At 70.1% G+C, this 13,639-nt stretch carries 20 protein-coding genes; 2 read left to right on the plus strand and 18 right to left on the minus strand.

The genetic code is table 11. The features are described 5' to 3' along the window. Positions 1-12: 12 nt before the first annotated feature. Positions 13-939, minus strand: coding sequence for a PfkB family carbohydrate kinase (locus tag EBO35_RS16130; protein ID WP_122818627.1), 927 nt, complete (start codon positions 937-939; stop codon positions 13-15). Positions 940-974: 35 nt separating this feature from the next. Between EBO35_RS16130 and EBO35_RS16135 the strand changes: the two genes are divergently transcribed. After that, positions 975-1,328: a GntR family transcriptional regulator gene (locus EBO35_RS16135; RefSeq protein ID WP_122818628.1), complete on the plus strand. Its 354-nt coding sequence runs from the start codon at positions 975-977 to the stop codon at positions 1,326-1,328. A gap of 73 nt (positions 1,329-1,401) precedes the next feature. Then, positions 1,402-2,154, plus strand: a complete 753-nt coding sequence (locus EBO35_RS16140) for a DUF2786 domain-containing protein (RefSeq protein WP_122818629.1) — start codon at positions 1,402-1,404, stop codon at positions 2,152-2,154. A 79-nt stretch (positions 2,155-2,233) separates the two neighbouring features. On the opposite strand, the gene rplQ is transcribed toward EBO35_RS16140, so the two are convergent. The 17 genes from rplQ to rplF form a co-directional block, all read right to left on the minus strand. Continuing rightward, positions 2,234-2,797: a 50S ribosomal protein L17 gene (rplQ, locus tag EBO35_RS16145; RefSeq protein WP_122818630.1), complete on the minus strand. Its 564-nt coding sequence runs from the start codon at positions 2,795-2,797 to the stop codon at positions 2,234-2,236. 74 nt (positions 2,798-2,871) lie between these two features. Next, complete coding sequence (locus EBO35_RS16150) at positions 2,872-3,888, minus strand: DNA-directed RNA polymerase subunit alpha (protein ID WP_122818631.1); 1,017 nt, start codon at positions 3,886-3,888, stop codon at positions 2,872-2,874. A gap of 150 nt (positions 3,889-4,038) precedes the next feature. Continuing rightward, the gene (gene rpsD, locus EBO35_RS16155) at positions 4,039-4,647 is read right to left on the minus strand and encodes a 30S ribosomal protein S4 (protein ID WP_122818632.1); all 609 of its coding nucleotides are present in this window, start codon (positions 4,645-4,647) and stop codon (positions 4,039-4,041) included. 46 nt (positions 4,648-4,693) lie between these two features. After that, complete coding sequence (gene rpsK / locus EBO35_RS16160; RefSeq protein ID WP_122818633.1) at positions 4,694-5,101, minus strand: 30S ribosomal protein S11; 408 nt, start codon at positions 5,099-5,101, stop codon at positions 4,694-4,696. Between the two features lie 65 nt (positions 5,102-5,166). After that, positions 5,167-5,541 (minus strand): 30S ribosomal protein S13, encoded by a 375-nt coding sequence (gene rpsM, locus EBO35_RS16165; RefSeq protein WP_122818634.1) that lies wholly within the window; start codon positions 5,539-5,541, stop codon positions 5,167-5,169. A 206-nt stretch (positions 5,542-5,747) separates the two neighbouring features. Then, positions 5,748-5,861: a 50S ribosomal protein L36 gene (gene rpmJ, locus EBO35_RS16170; protein WP_028644817.1), complete on the minus strand. Its 114-nt coding sequence runs from the start codon at positions 5,859-5,861 to the stop codon at positions 5,748-5,750. A 55-nt stretch (positions 5,862-5,916) separates the two neighbouring features. Then, a complete protein-coding gene (infA, locus tag EBO35_RS16175; RefSeq protein WP_026145687.1) occupies positions 5,917-6,138 on the minus strand; it encodes a translation initiation factor IF-1 in 222 nt (73 codons plus the stop codon). A 271-nt stretch (positions 6,139-6,409) separates the two neighbouring features. Beyond that, positions 6,410-7,456 (minus strand): MsnO8 family LLM class oxidoreductase, encoded by a 1,047-nt coding sequence (locus EBO35_RS16180; RefSeq protein ID WP_122818635.1) that lies wholly within the window; start codon positions 7,454-7,456, stop codon positions 6,410-6,412. 28 nt (positions 7,457-7,484) lie between these two features. Beyond that, positions 7,485-8,477 (minus strand): TerC family protein, encoded by a 993-nt coding sequence (locus tag EBO35_RS16185; RefSeq protein ID WP_122818636.1) that lies wholly within the window; start codon positions 8,475-8,477, stop codon positions 7,485-7,487. Positions 8,478-8,507: 30 nt separating this feature from the next. Then, positions 8,508-9,329 (minus strand): type I methionyl aminopeptidase, encoded by an 822-nt coding sequence (gene map, locus EBO35_RS16190; protein ID WP_122818637.1) that lies wholly within the window; start codon positions 9,327-9,329, stop codon positions 8,508-8,510. A 14-nt stretch (positions 9,330-9,343) separates the two neighbouring features. Then, positions 9,344-9,919 carry an adenylate kinase gene (locus tag EBO35_RS16195; protein WP_122818638.1) on the minus strand — a complete coding sequence of 192 codons (576 nt, stop codon included), beginning with the start codon at positions 9,917-9,919 and terminating at the stop codon, positions 9,344-9,346. A 1-nt stretch (position 9,920) separates the two neighbouring features. Beyond that, positions 9,921-11,216: a preprotein translocase subunit SecY gene (gene secY / locus EBO35_RS16200; RefSeq protein WP_122818639.1), complete on the minus strand. Its 1,296-nt coding sequence runs from the start codon at positions 11,214-11,216 to the stop codon at positions 9,921-9,923. A gap of 195 nt (positions 11,217-11,411) precedes the next feature. Further along, positions 11,412-11,852, minus strand: a complete 441-nt coding sequence (gene rplO / locus EBO35_RS16205; RefSeq protein ID WP_122818640.1) for a 50S ribosomal protein L15 — start codon at positions 11,850-11,852, stop codon at positions 11,412-11,414. 1 nt (position 11,853) lies between these two features. After that, positions 11,854-12,036 (minus strand): 50S ribosomal protein L30, encoded by a 183-nt coding sequence (rpmD, locus tag EBO35_RS16210; RefSeq protein WP_122818641.1) that lies wholly within the window; start codon positions 12,034-12,036, stop codon positions 11,854-11,856. Next, entirely contained in the window at positions 12,036-12,650 is a 615-nt protein-coding gene (gene rpsE / locus EBO35_RS16215) for a 30S ribosomal protein S5 (RefSeq protein WP_122818642.1), read from the minus strand. Before rpsE ends, rpmD begins: the two co-directional genes overlap by 1 nt. Positions 12,651-12,687: 37 nt before the next feature. Next, positions 12,688-13,071, minus strand: a complete 384-nt coding sequence (gene rplR / locus EBO35_RS16220) for a 50S ribosomal protein L18 (RefSeq protein WP_122818643.1) — start codon at positions 13,069-13,071, stop codon at positions 12,688-12,690. A gap of 2 nt (positions 13,072-13,073) precedes the next feature. Further along, positions 13,074-13,613, minus strand: coding sequence for a 50S ribosomal protein L6 (gene rplF, locus EBO35_RS16225; RefSeq protein ID WP_122818644.1), 540 nt, complete (start codon positions 13,611-13,613; stop codon positions 13,074-13,076). Positions 13,614-13,639: the final 26 nt, after the last annotated feature.

The following is a 13,639-nucleotide window of genomic DNA, read 5'->3' on the forward strand; positions in this document are numbered from 1 at the left end:
CGGGCCATTCTCTCAGGCGGACCGCTCCAGCTCCGCCCGGTACGGCGGGTCCGCGCCCGGCCGGGTGACCGCGAGCGCGGCCGCGGCGCCTGCATGCGCCAGCAGCGCTGTGCGGTCCGGCTCGCCGAGGTCGCGCAGCCGGACCCGGCCCGCGCCGCCGAGCAGCCCGCGCTCCCAGAGGCCGTCGAGCAGCGCGGCGCTGAAGGTGTCGCCGGCGGCGATCGTGTCGACCACCTGCACCGGCGCCGCCGCGACGGTGACCTCGCCGTGCGCGTCGTACCAGGTGGCGCCCTCGGCGCCGCGGGTCACGACCACCACCGCGGGCCCCAGCGCCAGCAGCGAGCGGGCCGCGGCGCCGACGTCGAGGCCCGGCCGCACCACCGCGAGGTCCTCGTCGCTGGCCTTCACCAGGTCGGCCTGGGCGACGACCCGCTCGACCGCCGCGCGCAGCCGCTCCCCCTCACCGGTGACGGCCGGGCGGGCGTTGATGTCGTAGCTGACCGTGGCGCGCCCGCGCAGCCGGGCCAGCAGAGCCACGACCTCGTCGGCCCCGGGGGGCAGCACGGCGCCGATCGAGCAGGCGTGCACGGCCAGCGGCAGCGGCTCGTCCGGCACCGGACCCACCCGCCACTCCAGGTCGAACTCGTAGGACGCCGCGCCGTCCGCGCCGATCGTCGCCCGCGCCACCGCTGTGCGCTCGACGACCTCGGGGTCGCAGGCCAGGGCCACGGCGTCGCGGCCCAGGTAGCGCGCCACCAGGCCGCCGTACCGGTCGTCGGCCAGCGCGGTCGCCAGCCGCACCGGCCGGCCCAGCCTGGCCAGCGCGACCGCCGTGTTCGCCGCGCTCCCCCCGGCGTGCTCGACCACCTCGCCGCCCCGGTCGACCACGTCGACCAGCGACTCCCCCACCACCAGCACGTCCCGCTCGGTCCCGCTCATGACGCCAGCCTGTCGCACCGGGCTAGCCTCGCGCCATGCAGGTCTCCCCGCCCGACCCGGACGACGCCACCCCGCCCTTCGAGCAGCTGCGCGCGCAGATCGCCTCCCGGGCCGCCTCGGGCGACCTGCCCGCCGGCACCAAGCTGCCCACGGTGCGCGGGCTCGCCACCGAGCTCGGCCTGGCGGCCAACACCGTGGCGCGGGCCTACAAGGAGCTCGAGGCCGACGGCGTCGTGGTCACCGAGGGCCGCCGGGGCACCTTCGTGGCCTCCTCCTCCGGCGCCGGTACGCCGGCCGCCGAGGCCGCCGCCCGGGAGTACGCCGCCGCGGCGCGGCGCCTGGGGCTGACCCGCGAGGACGCCCAGCGGCTGCTGGACCGCGCCTGGTGAGGCTGCCGAACGCCAGCCGCGGGACTGTCCCCGGCGGCTGGCAGGGTGGGCGCACCGACCCGGAGGAGCCGCGATGCTGCACGAGGACCACCCGATCCTGGCCAAGGTCCGCAAGCTGCTGGCCAAGGCCGAGGACCCGGCTGCGACCGAGCACGAGGCCGAGACCTACACCGCGAAGGCCGCCCGGCTGATCGCGGACTACGGCGTGGACCGGGCGCTGCTCTCCCGCGAGGACCCGGGCTCCGACCCGGTCGGCGACCTCGTGGTCGAGGTCGAGGCGCCGTACGCCAGCGACAAGGCGGACCTGCTCTCCACCGTGGCCCTGGCGCTGCGCTGCCAGGTGATCGTGCGCACCGCCCGTCTCGGCCGGGGCAAGGAGATCTCGCTGCACGTCTTCGGCCACCGCAGCGACCTGGAGCGCGCCGAGATCATCTGGACCAGCCTGCTCCTGCAGTCCGCCACCGGGCTGCTGCGCGCTCCGGTCCCGCCCGGCGAGCACGTCGCGGCGTTCCGGCGCTCCTGGCTGGCGGGGTTCCGCCACGCCGTGGGCAGGCGGCTGCGGGAGGCCGAGGACGGCGCCCGCCAGGACGCCGACGCCCGCGCCCGATCCGGTGCCGCCGCTGGCTCCGCCGGGCCCACCGCCAGCCTGGTCCTCGCCGACCGCAGCGAGCTGGTCCGCGGCGCCGTGGCGGCCGCCTATCCGCAGGCCCGACCGGCCCGCCCGCGCTCGCTGTCCGGGTCCGGCGCCGCGGACGGCTGGCACGCCGGTCAGCGCGCCGACCTCGGCGCCCGCCGGGTGGGCGGCCGCCGGGCCCTGGACGGCTGACCCCGAGACGCCGAGACGGCCCGACCCCCTCGCGGGTGCCGGGCCGTCTCGAACGGTCCTGCGGGTGTTGCGGGCCGGATCAGGCCTTGGCGTCGCCCTCGGTCGGCTCCGCCTCGGTGCCCTCGGTGGGCTCCTCCTCGGCGACCACGCTGACCTCCGGGGAGGCCTCGTCGGTCATCTCGGTGGGAGCGTCCTCGACGGCGGTCTCCTCGGCCGGGGTCTCCTCGACGGGAGCGGCAGCCGGAGCGGCCGCGGTCTTGGTCGCCTTGGGGGCCGAGGGGGTGTAGGCCTCGGTCACCAGCTCGATGACCGCCATGGGCGCGTTGTCGCCCTTGCGGGGGCCGAGCTTGGTGATCCGGGTGTAGCCACCCGGACGGTCCGCGAAGGTCTCCGCGATCTCGGTGAAGAGGTGGTGCACGACCGACTTGTCGCGGATGGTCTTGAGGACCTCGCGCCGGTTGTGCAGGTCGCCCTTGCGTGCCTTGGTGATGAGCTTCTCCGCGTGCGGACGCAGCGCGCGCGCCTTCGCCTCGGTCGTGGTGATCCGGCCGTGCTCGAAGAGCTGGGTGGCCAGGTTCGCCAGGATCAGGCGCTGGTGCGCGGGGCTGCCGCCGAGGCGGGGACCCTTCGTGGGCTTCGGCATCGTTCTCTCATTCCTCCCCGGCCGTACGAGGTACCGGGGTAGTGGGCCGGCGGCGGGCGCCGCCGGTCAGGGGATCAGTACTGCTCGTCCTCGACGAACGCGTCGTCGTCCTCGTCGCCGTACGCCGCGAGGGCGGCCTGCGGGTCGAAGCCCGGGGCGCTGTCCTTGAGCGAGAGGCCCATCTCGACCAGCTTCGCCTTGACCTCGTCGATCGACTTGGCCCCGAAGTTGCGGATGTCGAGCAGGTCCTGCTCCGAGCGGCTGATGAGCTCACCCACGGTGTGGATGCCCTCGCGCTTGAGGCAGTTGTAGGACCGGACCGTCAGCTGCAGGTCCTCGACCGGGAGGGCCAGGTCGGCGGCCAGCTGCTCGTCGACCGGCGACGGGCCGATGTCGATGCCCTCGGCCTCGACGTTGAGCTCGCGCGCCAGGCCGAAGAGCTCGACCAGCGTCTTGCCGGCCGAGGCGATCGCGTCGCGGGGACGGATCGACGGCTTGGTCTCGACGTCGATGACGAGCTTGTCGAAGTCGGTGCGCTGCTCGACACGGGTGGCCTCGACCTTGTAGGTCACCTTGAGGACCGGGCTGTAGATCGAGTCGACCGGCATCCGGCCGATCTCGTTGTCGGCACCCTTGTTCTGGACCGCGGAGACGTAGCCGCGGCCACGCTCCACGACCAGCTCCATCTCCAGCTTGCCCTTGTCGGACAGCGTGGCGATCTTCAGGTCGGGGTTGTGCACCTCGACACCCGCCGGGGGCGTGATGTCGGCGGCGGTCACGTCACCGGCGCCGGACTTGCGCAGGTACATGGTGACGGGCTCGTCGTGCTCGGAGGAGACGACCAGCGACTTCAGGTTGAGGATGATCTCGGTGACGTCCTCCTTGACACCGTCGACGGTGGAGAACTCGTGGAGCACCCCGTCGACCTTGATGCTGGTGACGGAGGCACCGGGGATCGAGGACAGGAGGGTGCGCCGCAGGGAGTTGCCGAGGGTGTAGCCGAAGCCGGGCTCCAGGGGCTCGATCACGAACCGCGAGCGGAACTCGTCGACGGACTCTTCCGACAGGGTGGGGCGCTGTGCGATAAGCACTGGTGGTGTCCTTTCCGGGCCCCCCCGCTATTTGACGGGCCCGAACTGCAGTGGTGACGGAAGGAGATCCCGGCCGGGGGGCCCGCCCGGCGACCCGGAGGTCTGGGCGGAGCCCCCGGCGGGGGCCACGGGGGACGGGCCCCCGTGCGGTTACTTCTTCGAGTAGAACTCGACGATGAGCTGCTCCTGGACCGGGAGGTCGATCTGCGCCCGGACCGGAAGCTGGTGCACGAGGATGCGCATCCGGGTCGGGATCGCCTCGAGCCAGGCCGGCACGACCCGCTCGCCGTGGGTCTCGCGAGCCACGATGAACGGGGTCATCTCCAGGGACTTCTCCCGCACGTCGATGACGTCGTACTGGGCGACCTGGTAGGACGGGATGTCGACCTTCTTGCCGTTGACCAGGAAGTGACCGTGGGTCACCAGCTGGCGGGCGTGGCGGCGGGTCCGGGCGAACCCGGCGCGGTACACCACGTTGTCGAGGCGGCACTCGAGCAGCTGCAGCAGGTTGTCACCGGTCTTGCCGGCGCGCCGCGAAGCCTCGACGTAGTAGTTGTGGAACTGCTTCTCCATCACGCCGTAGGTGAAGCGGGCCTTCTGCTTCTCCTGCAGCTGCGAGCGGTACTCGCTCTCCTTGATGCGCGCGCGGCCGTGCTGGCCGGGTGCGTAGGGACGGCGCTCGAACGCCGCGTCGCCACCAACGAGGTCGACACCGAGACGGCGCGACTTCCTGGTCATGGGGCCGGTGTAGCGGGCCATAACTCAATGACTCCTTAAGTCTGTGCTGGTCGTGGGGTGCCGGGACTCAGACGCGGCGCCGCTTGGGCGGCCGGCATCCGTTGTGGGGCGTGGGGGTGACGTCCTGGATGGTGCCGACCTCGAGGCCGATAGCACCCAGCGAACGGATCGCCGTCTCGCGGCCCGAGCCCGGGCCCTTCACGAAGACGTCGATCTTCTTCATCCCGTGCTCCATCGCCCGGCGACCAGCAGCCTCGGCTGCCATCTGCGCGGCGAACGGGGTGGACTTGCGGGAGCCCTTGAAGCCGACAGTGCCGGCCGAGGCCCACGCGATCACCGCACCGGTGGGGTCGGTGATGGTGACGATGGTGTTGTTGAACGTGCTCTTGATGTGAGCCTCGCCCTGGGCGACGTTCTTCTTCTCCTTGCGACGCACCTTCTTGGCGCCGGCCGCGTTGCGGCTCTTGGGAGGCATGCAGTTTCTCCTGGGGTTCTGGTCGAAAAGCTCGGGGTGGGAAGGATCAGCGCGTCAGCGCTGGATCACTTCGCCTTCTTCTTGCCGGCAACCGTGCGCTTGGGGCCCTTGCGGGTACGCGCGTTGGTCTTGGTGCGCTGACCGCGGACCGGAAGGCCCATGCGGTGGCGGCGACCCTGGTAGCTGCCGATCTCGATCTTGCGGCGGATGTCGGCCTGGACCTCACGACGGAGGTCGCCCTCGATCTTGAAGTTGGACTCGATCGCGTCGCGGAGCTTGACCAGCTCCTCGTCCCCCAGCTGGTGGACGCGGAGGTCGGGGCTGACCCCGGTCGTCTCCAGGAGCTGCTGGGCGCGGGTACGGCCAATGCCGTAGATGTAGGTGAGTGCGATCTCGATGCGCTTGTCGCGCGGGAGGTCAACACCAACGAGGCGTGCCATGTCTGGCGGTGTCCCTTCGGTTTGCACAGAGGTCTCTGGTCGTGACGCGCCCCATCCCTCGTCAGGTGGGCTCCGGCCTCTGCACCGGAGGTGGTTCGGGCCCTCGTCGCCGACCCGGAGGTCGGTCCCGTGAGACCTAAGCGTTCACGTTGAAAAGTGTGTTCAGTTGTCGTGCTGCGGGCCGCCGGCCGGAGCCGGCGGGATCCTCAGCCCTGGCGCTGCTTGTGGCGCGGGTTCTCGCAGATCACCATGACGCGGCCGTGGCGACGAATCACCTTGCACTTGTCGCAGATCGCCTTGACGCTGGGCTTGACCTTCACTGCAGGTCCTTTCGAGATGGCTGCTCAGCGGCCGCGGGCAGGCCCGCGGGACCGCTCACTTGTAGCGGTAGACGATCCGACCCCGGGTGAGGTCGTACGGCGAGAGCTCCACCACGACCCGGTCCTCGGGGAGGATCCGGATGTAGTGCTGGCGCATCTTGCCGCTGATGTGGGCGAGAACCTTGTGGCCATTGCTCAGCTCGACGCGGAACATGGCATTCGGCAGGGCCTCCGTAATGGTGCCCTCGAGCTCGATCACGCCTTCTTTCTTCGGCATGTCCTCCACAATCTGTCGATCCAGTGTCTACCGTTTCCTGCACCGGGGCCGGCACGGACCGGACCCAGTTGGCCCGGGAACCTCCCGCCGGTCAGAACCGACGGGTGGACCTCGTGCAGCCGTTCCGGACGCCCCATCCCGGACGTGGCGAGGCCCTCCGAGGAGGGCTGGAACCACGGTCCCGGGCAGCCGCGAGGCACCGCGAAACAGACCCACGTTGGGCCGACACACCAGTCTAGTCTCAGCCCCTGACGAAAGACCAATCCCAGGCTCAGCCGGCCAGCAGCCGCAGGGTGTCCTCACGGGTCAGGCTGCTCGCGGGGTCGGCCCCGAGATGGGCGCCGGCGACCGGGTGGACCATCACCTCGTCGACGTCGTGCTCCTCGGCCAGGGCCGCGATCCGCGCCCGGGCCTCGTCGGGGGCTCCGATCACCCAGCGCTCGGCCATCGCGTTGACGACCTCCTGGTGGGCCGGGGCCAGCTCCACCTTCTCGGCCTCCTCGACCAGCAGCTGGGGGGCCAGCGGGGCGCCGGTGCGCAGCGCCAGCATCGAGTGCAGCTGCGGCAGCGCGCGCCGGTAGGCCTCCTCCGCGGTCTCCGCGACCGCGGCGTTCACGGTGAGGAAGGTCCGCGGCTCGGCCAGCTCCGGCGACGGGCGGAAGGTGGACCGGTACAGCGCGAGCGCCTCGCGGGTGCCCTGCCCGGAGAAGTGGTGCGCGAAGACGTAGGGCAGGCCCTTGGCGGCGGCCAGGCGCGCGGAGTAGTCCGAGGACCCGAGCAGCCACGCGGTCGGGACCGAGCGGGCCGAGGGTGTCGCGCGCAGCAGGTGGGTGCGTCCCTGCACGGAGAGCCCGACCCCCTCGGTGTCCATCATCGCCAGCACGTTGTCGACGTACTCCGGGAAGCGGGTGACGGCCTCGTCGCTGACTCCGCCGGCGCCGTGGCGCAGCGCCCAGCTCGTGACCGGGTCCGAGCCGGGGGCGCGCCCGATGCCCAGGTCGATCCGGCCCGGGTAGGCCGCCTCGAGGAGCGCGAACTGCTCGGCCACCACGAGCGGGGCGTGGTTGGGCAGCATCACCCCGCCAGAGCCGACCCGCAGCCGGCTGGTCGCCGCGGCGATCATCGCGATCAGGACGGGCGGGTTGGTCGCGGCGACCGCCGGCATGTTGTGGTGCTCGGCGACCCAGTACCGCTCGAGTCCCAGCTCGTCGGCGGTCCGGGCCAGGGCCAGGGTCGCGGCGATCGCATCGCCGGTGGTCTGGTCGCTGCGGACCGGAACCAGGTCGAGCACGGACAGGGCGGGAAGACGGCTACTCACCCCGACACAACCACGACCCGGGGGGCCGCTATTCCGACGCGGCCGCCAGCCGCCGGTCCGAGCGGTCCTTCGCGAGGCTGGCCAGCGCGGTGACCGTCAGGGTCCCGACGATGACCGCCAGCGAGAGCCAGATCGGGACCTCCGGAGCCCAGGAGACGTGGTGCCCGCCGTTGATGAACGGCAGCTCGTTCTCGTGCATCGCGTGCAGGACCAGCTTGACGCCGATGAACAGCAGCAGGAACGAGAGGCCGTAGGACAGGTAGACCAGGCGCTTGAGCAGGTCGCCGATCAGGAAGTACAGCTGCCGCAGGCCCATCAGCGCGAAGACGTTCGCGGTGAAGACCAGGAAGGGCTCGGAGGTCAGTCCGAAGATGGCCGGGATCGAGTCCAGCGCGAACAGCAGGTCGGTCAGCCCGAGCGAGAACACCACGATGAGCATCGGGGTGGCGAGCCGCCGGCCGCCCTCGACCACCGTCAGCTTGACGCCGTTCCAGTTCTCCGAGACCGGCATCCGGCGCCGGGCCCAGGTCACGATCTTCGGCTCCTCGTAGTGGTCGTCGCCGTCGCCGCCCTCGCCGGCGAGCTTCACAGCTGTGTAGATCAGGAAGAACCCGAACAGGTAGAAGACCCAGCTGAAGTTGTTGATCGCGGCCGCGCCGACGGCGATGAACAGCCCGCGCAGGACCAGGGCGATCAGGATCCCGATGAGCAGGGCGGTCTGCTGGTACGGCCGGGGCACCCCCAACTTCGTCATGATGATGATGAAGATGAACAGGTTGTCGACCGAGAGCGAGTACTCGGTCAGCCAGCCGGCGAAGAACTCGCCGCCGTACTGGCCGCCGGCGAAGAACCAGACGCCGAGGCCGAAGACCACCGCGAGCCCGACGAAGCCGGCCAGGTGGGTCGACACCTCGCGGGTCGTGGGCTCGTGCGGTCGGCGGCCGATCACCAGCACGTCGACCAGGAGCAGGCCGGTGGTGAGCACGACTGTGGTCCACCACAGCCAGAGGGGGACGTCCATGGAGGTGTGTTGCCTTCCGGGCTTGAAGTGCTAGTCGAGTCCCCCGAAGGGGACACCGAGCGCGGTGAGCCAGGACTCGCCGCCGTCGATCGCGGTGAGCACCCAGGCGCCGCGATCGGTCAGGGTGAAGGTGTGCTCGTGGTGGGCAGCCCGGCTGCCGTCGGAGCTGACGACCGTCCAGTCGTCGTCGAGCACATCGGTCTCGCAGGTCCCTAGGGTAATCATCGGCTCGACCGCCAGCGCGAGGCCCCTCACCAGCTTGGGCCCACGACCCGGCCGGCCGACGTTCGGGACGTTGGGCGGCAGGTGCATCTGGGTGCCGATCCCGTGGCCGACGTAGTCCTCGACGATGCCGTAGGTCCCCGCACTCCGCACGAAGGTCTCGACCGCGTGGGAGATGTCGCTGACCCGGCCGCCGAGACGGGCCGCGGCGATGCCCCGCCAGAGGGCCTCCTCGGTGACCCGCATCAGCTCGGAGACCTCCGCAGGCACCTCGCCGACCGCCACGGTGATCGCGGCGTCGCCGTGCCAGCCGTCCAGGACGGCGCCGCAGTCGATCGAGACGACGTCACCGTCGGCCAGGACCCGGTCCCCCGGGATCCCGTGCACGACCTCGTCGTTGACCGAGACGCAGATCGACGCCGGGAAGCCGTGGTAGCCCAGGAACGACGGGGTAGCGCCGGCGCTGCGGATGCTGTCCTCGGCGACGGCGTCGAGCTCCCGGGTGGAGATGCCGGGCCGAACGGCGGCCCGCAGCACCTCGAGGGTGGTGCCGACCACCAGACCGGCGCGACGCATCGCGCCGACCTGCTCGGGCGTCTTGATCTCCAGCCCGCGGTCGAGAAATCCCATCGGCCGACCGGCGCCTAGCTCTCGGGAACGACGTCGAGGGCCTTGAAGACGCGCCGGGTGACCTCGTCGACCTCGCCCATGCCGTCGATCTCGACGAGCAGCCCGCGGTCGCGGTAGACGCCGATCAGCGGCTCGGTCTGCTCGGTGTAGAGCTCCTGGCGCCGACGGATGACGTCCTCGGTGTCGTCGGTCCGGCCCTCGACCTGGGCGCGCTGGAGCAGCCGGTTGACGATCTCGTCCTGGTCGACGGTCAGCACCACCACCGCGTCGAGCTGGTGGCCGGTGCCCCGGATCATCCCGTCCAGCTCCTCGACCTGGGCCAGCGTGCGCGGGTAGCCGTCGAGCAGGAAGCCGGGACCGGCGTCGTCCTCCTCGATGCGGTTGCGCACCATCTTGTTCGTGACCTCGTCGGGCACGTACTCCCCCGCGTCCATGAACCGCTTGGCCTCGACGCCGAGGGGCGTGCCCTCGGAGACGTTGCGGCGGAAGATGTCGCCGGTCGAGATGGCGGGGATACCGAAGTGCTCGGCGATGAACTTCGCCTGCGTGCCCTTACCGGCACCGGGCGGGCCCATGATGATCAGACGCATATCAGCGCAGGAATCCTTCGTAGTTGCGCTGCTGGAGCTGGCTCTCGATCTGCTTCACCGTGTCGAGGGCGACACCCACCATGATGAGGATGGACGTGCCACCGAAGGGGAAGTTCTGGTTCGCGTCGATGAGAACCAGGGCGATCAGCGGAATCAGGGAGATGAGACCGAGGTAGAGCGCGCCCGGCAGGGTGATGCGGGACAGGACGTAGGACAGGTAGTCCTCGGTCGGCTTCCCGGCCCGGATCCCGGGGATGAAGCCGCCGTACTTCTTCATGTTGTCGGCCACCTCGTGCGGGTTGAAGGTGATCGACACGTAGAAGTAGGTGAAGAAGACGATCAGGAGGAAGAACGTCGCCATATACAGCGGGTGTCCACCGGTGACGAAGTAGTCGTTGACCCAGCCCACCCAGGCAGCGCCGCTGTTCTGGTTGAACTGCACGGCCATCGCCGGGAGGTAGAGCAGCGAGGAGGCGAAGATGACCGGGATGATGCCGGCCTGGTTCACCTTCAGCGGGATGTAGGTCGAGCTGCCGCCGAACATCTTGCGGCCGACCATCCGGCGGGCGTACTGCACCGGGATCCGGCGCTGCGCCTGCTCGATGAAGATGACCGCCGCGACGATGACCAGGCCGATCACCAGCGTGATGCCGAAGACCCACCAGCCCTGCGACTTCTGGACCTGCCACAGCGAGGCCGGGAAGGTGGCGACCACCTGGGTGAAGATCAGGATCGACATGCCGTTGCCGATGCCGCGGTCGGTAATCATCTCACCGAGCCACATGATGACGGCGGTGCCGGCGGTCATCGTGATGACGAGGACCAGGAACGTCGACGTCGAGTTGCTGTGCAGCAGCGGGTCGGCGCAGCCCTGGAGCAGGTTCCCGGACCGGGCGAGGGCCACGATGCCGGTGGCCTGCAGCAGCGCGAGTCCGAGCGTGAGGTAGCGGGTGTACTGCGTGATCTTGCTCTGGCCCGCCTGGCCCTCCTTCTTCAGCGCTTCGAGCCGTGGGATCACCACGACGAGCAGCTGCAGGATGATGCTGGCGGTGATGTACGGCATGATCCCCAGCGCGAAGATCGTCAGCTGGAGCAGCGCGCCGCCGGAGAACATGTTGATCAGGCTGTAGAGGCTCGAGCCCTCGAGGTCGCTGATGCACCCCTGGACGTTCGAGACGTGCACTCCGGGGGCAGGGATCTGCGAGCCGGCCCGGAAGATGACGATGACCAGGAGGACGAACAGCAGCTTGCGCCGCAGGTCCGGTGTCCGGAAAGCGTTGGCGAACGCGCCTAGCACAAGACGATCCTCTTTCTCGGGAGAACATCAGGGTCCCTGCAGCCCTCCGGCAAGAAACCCCGGAGAGCCTAACAGGGCGACGACGTCGAGATGGGCTCACCCGGCAGGAACGACATCCGGGCGCACCCGTGGGTGCAGAAAGGGCGCGGCGTGGCTGCTGAGTGCAGCCCCGCCGCGCCCTCTCCTGACAACGGTTCAGACCAGGGTGGTGGTTCCGCCCGCGGCCTCGATCTTCTCCTTGGCGGAGGACGAGAACGCCTGGGCGCTCACGTCGACCTTGACGCCGAGGTCGCCCTGACCGAGGACCTTGACCGGCTGGCCCTTGCGGACCGCGCCTCGGGCCACCAGCTCCTCGACGGTGACGGAGCCACCCTCGGGGAAGAGCTCGGTGATCCGGTCGAGGTTCACGACCTGGAACTCCACCTTGAACGGGTTCTTGAAGCCCTTGAGCTTCGGAAGCCGCATGTGGATCGGCATCTGGCCACCCTCGAAGGCGACCGGAACCTGGTAGCGAGCCTTGGTGCCCTTGGTACCGCGGCCGGAGGTCTTACCCTTCGAGGCCTCACCGCGACCCACACGGGTCTTCGCGGTCTTGGCGCCGGGGGCGGGACGCAGGTGGTGCAGCTTGAGCGTCATGTCAGTCGACCTCCTCGACCGTCACCAGGTGACGGACCGTGTTGACCATGCCCCGAATCTCCGGGCGGTCCTCCTTGACGACCACGTCGCCGATCCGCTTGAGACCGAGCGTGCGCAGGGTCTCGCGCTGGTTCTTCTTCAGACCGACCAGGCCGCGGTTCTGCTGGACCTTGAGCTGGGCCATCAGGAGACACCCCCAGCCGCCGGAGCGGCCTCGGCACGAGCCCGCAGCAGCGCCGCCGGGGCGACCGCCTCGACGGGCAGACCGCGGCGAGCCGCGACGGCCTCCGGCTGCTCCAGCATCCGCAGCGCCTCGACGGTCGCGTGCACGATGTTGATCTGGTTCGACGACCCGAGCGACTTGCTCAGGATGTCGTGGATGCCGGCGCACTCCAGCACCGCACGCACCGGGCCACCGGCGATCACACCGGTACCGGGAGCGGCCGGGCGCAGCATGACCACGCCGGCGGCCTTCTCACCCTGGACGGGGTGCGGGATGGTGCCCTGGATCCGGGGGACGCGGAAGAAGTTCTTCTTCGCCTCCTCCACACCCTTGGCGATCGCGGCCGGAACTTCCTTGGCCTTGCCGTAGCCGACGCCGACCAGACCGTCGCCGTCGCCCACGACCACGAGGGCGGTGAAGCTGAAGCGACGACCACCCTTCACGACCTTGGCGACGCGGTTGATCGCAACGACACGCTCGATGTAGGCGGTCTTGTCCGCGCCCTGGCCGCCGCGACGATCGTCACGGTTGCCTCGGCGCTCGCCACCGCGCTGTCCGCGCTGGGCTCCGCTCATGAGACTTTCCTCTTCTCTCTCTTGCTTGTCCGTGCGATCAGAAGGTCAGGCCGCCCTCGCGGGCGCCTTCGGCCAGGGCCGCGACGCGACCGTGGTACTTGTTGCCGGCGCGGTCGAAGACCACACCGTCGATGCCGGCCGACTTGGCGCGCTCGGCGACGAGCTCGCCGACCTTCTTCGCCTTCGCGGTCTTGTCACCGTCGAAGGTGCGGAGGTCGGACTCCATGGTCGACGCGTACGCGAGCGTCTTGCCGACCAGGTCGTCGACGACCTGCACGGTGATGTGCTTCGTGGACCGGGTCACGACCAGGCGCGGACGCTCGGCGGTGCCGGAGACCTTCTTGCGGCCACGGGCCTGACGGCGCAGGCGCGACTTGACGCGCGCCGCCGTGTGCTTGTTGTTGGAGAGCCGAATGCCCATGGTTACTTACCAGCCTTTCCGACCTTGCGGCGGACCTGCTCGCCGGAGTACCGGACACCCTTGCCCTTGTACGGCTCGGGCTTGCGGAGCTTGCGGATGTTCGCGGCGACCTCGCCGACCAGCTGCTTGTCGATGCCCTGGACACCGAGCCGGGTCGGACCGTCGACGGTGAAGGTGATGCCCTCGGGCGCGTCGAAGATGATCGGGTGGGAGTAGCCGAGCTGGAACTCCAGCTGGGTCGGGCCCTTGGAGAGGACGCGGTAACCCACGCCCACGATCTCGAGCTTCTTCTCGTAGCCCTCGGTCACACCCACGACCATGTTGTTGATCAGGGTGCGGCTCAGGCCGTGCAGGGACTTGCTGATCCGGTGGTCGTCGGGGCGGTTGACGTCCAGGACGCCCTCGCCCTTCTCGACGGTGATGGGTGCCGCCACCGAGTGCGACAGGGTGCCCTTGGGGCCCTTGACGGTCACGACGGGGCCATCAATGGCCACGTCGACGCCGGACGGGACCGGGACGGGGAGCTTGCCAATACGCGACATGCTTTTCTAACTCCTTCGCGGTCTCG

Source organism: Nocardioides pantholopis (genome assembly GCF_003710085.1).
Taxonomy (GTDB): Bacteria; Actinomycetota; Actinomycetes; order Propionibacteriales; family Nocardioidaceae; genus Nocardioides; species Nocardioides pantholopis.

Excerpts from the sequence above, each read along its gene's own strand:
- rpmD (WP_122818641.1), bottom strand. The coding sequence starts at position 12,036 with ATGGCCCAGCTCAAGGTCCAGCAGAACCGCGGCCTGGTCGGTCTGAAG.
- rplF (WP_122818644.1), bottom strand. The coding sequence starts at position 13,613 with ATGTCGCGTATTGGCAAGCTCCCCGTCCCGGTCCCGTCCGGCGTCGAC.
- map (WP_122818637.1), bottom strand. The coding sequence starts at position 9,329 with ATGGGATTTCTCGACCGCGGGCTGGAGATCAAGACGCCCGAGCAGGTC.
- rpsK (WP_122818633.1), bottom strand. The coding sequence starts at position 5,101 with ATGCCTCCCAAGAGCCGCAACGCGGCCGGCGCCAAGAAGGTGCGTCGC.
- infA (WP_026145687.1), bottom strand. The coding sequence starts at position 6,138 with ATGCCGAAGAAAGAAGGCGTGATCGAGCTCGAGGGCACCATTACGGAG.
- rplR (WP_122818643.1), bottom strand. The coding sequence starts at position 13,071 with ATGGGCATTCGGCTCTCCAACAACAAGCACACGGCGGCGCGCGTCAAG.
- rplQ (WP_122818630.1), bottom strand. The coding sequence starts at position 2,797 with ATGCCGAAGCCCACGAAGGGTCCCCGCCTCGGCGGCAGCCCCGCGCAC.
- EBO35_RS16130 (WP_122818627.1), bottom strand. The coding sequence starts at position 939 with ATGAGCGGGACCGAGCGGGACGTGCTGGTGGTGGGGGAGTCGCTGGTC.
- EBO35_RS16140 (WP_122818629.1), top strand. The coding sequence starts at position 1,402 with ATGCTGCACGAGGACCACCCGATCCTGGCCAAGGTCCGCAAGCTGCTG.
- rpsM (WP_122818634.1), bottom strand. The coding sequence starts at position 5,541 with ATGGCACGCCTCGTTGGTGTTGACCTCCCGCGCGACAAGCGCATCGAG.
- EBO35_RS16135 (WP_122818628.1), top strand. The coding sequence starts at position 975 with ATGCAGGTCTCCCCGCCCGACCCGGACGACGCCACCCCGCCCTTCGAG.
- EBO35_RS16185 (WP_122818636.1), bottom strand. The coding sequence starts at position 8,477 with ATGGACGTCCCCCTCTGGCTGTGGTGGACCACAGTCGTGCTCACCACC.
- rpsE (WP_122818642.1), bottom strand. The coding sequence starts at position 12,650 with ATGAGCGGAGCCCAGCGCGGACAGCGCGGTGGCGAGCGCCGAGGCAAC.
- rpsD (WP_122818632.1), bottom strand. The coding sequence starts at position 4,647 with ATGGCCCGCTACACCGGCCCCATGACCAGGAAGTCGCGCCGTCTCGGT.
- rplO (WP_122818640.1), bottom strand. The coding sequence starts at position 11,852 with ATGACGCTCAAGCTGCACCACCTGCGTCCCGCCCCCGGCGCCAAGACC.
- EBO35_RS16195 (WP_122818638.1), bottom strand. The coding sequence starts at position 9,919 with ATGCGTCTGATCATCATGGGCCCGCCCGGTGCCGGTAAGGGCACGCAG.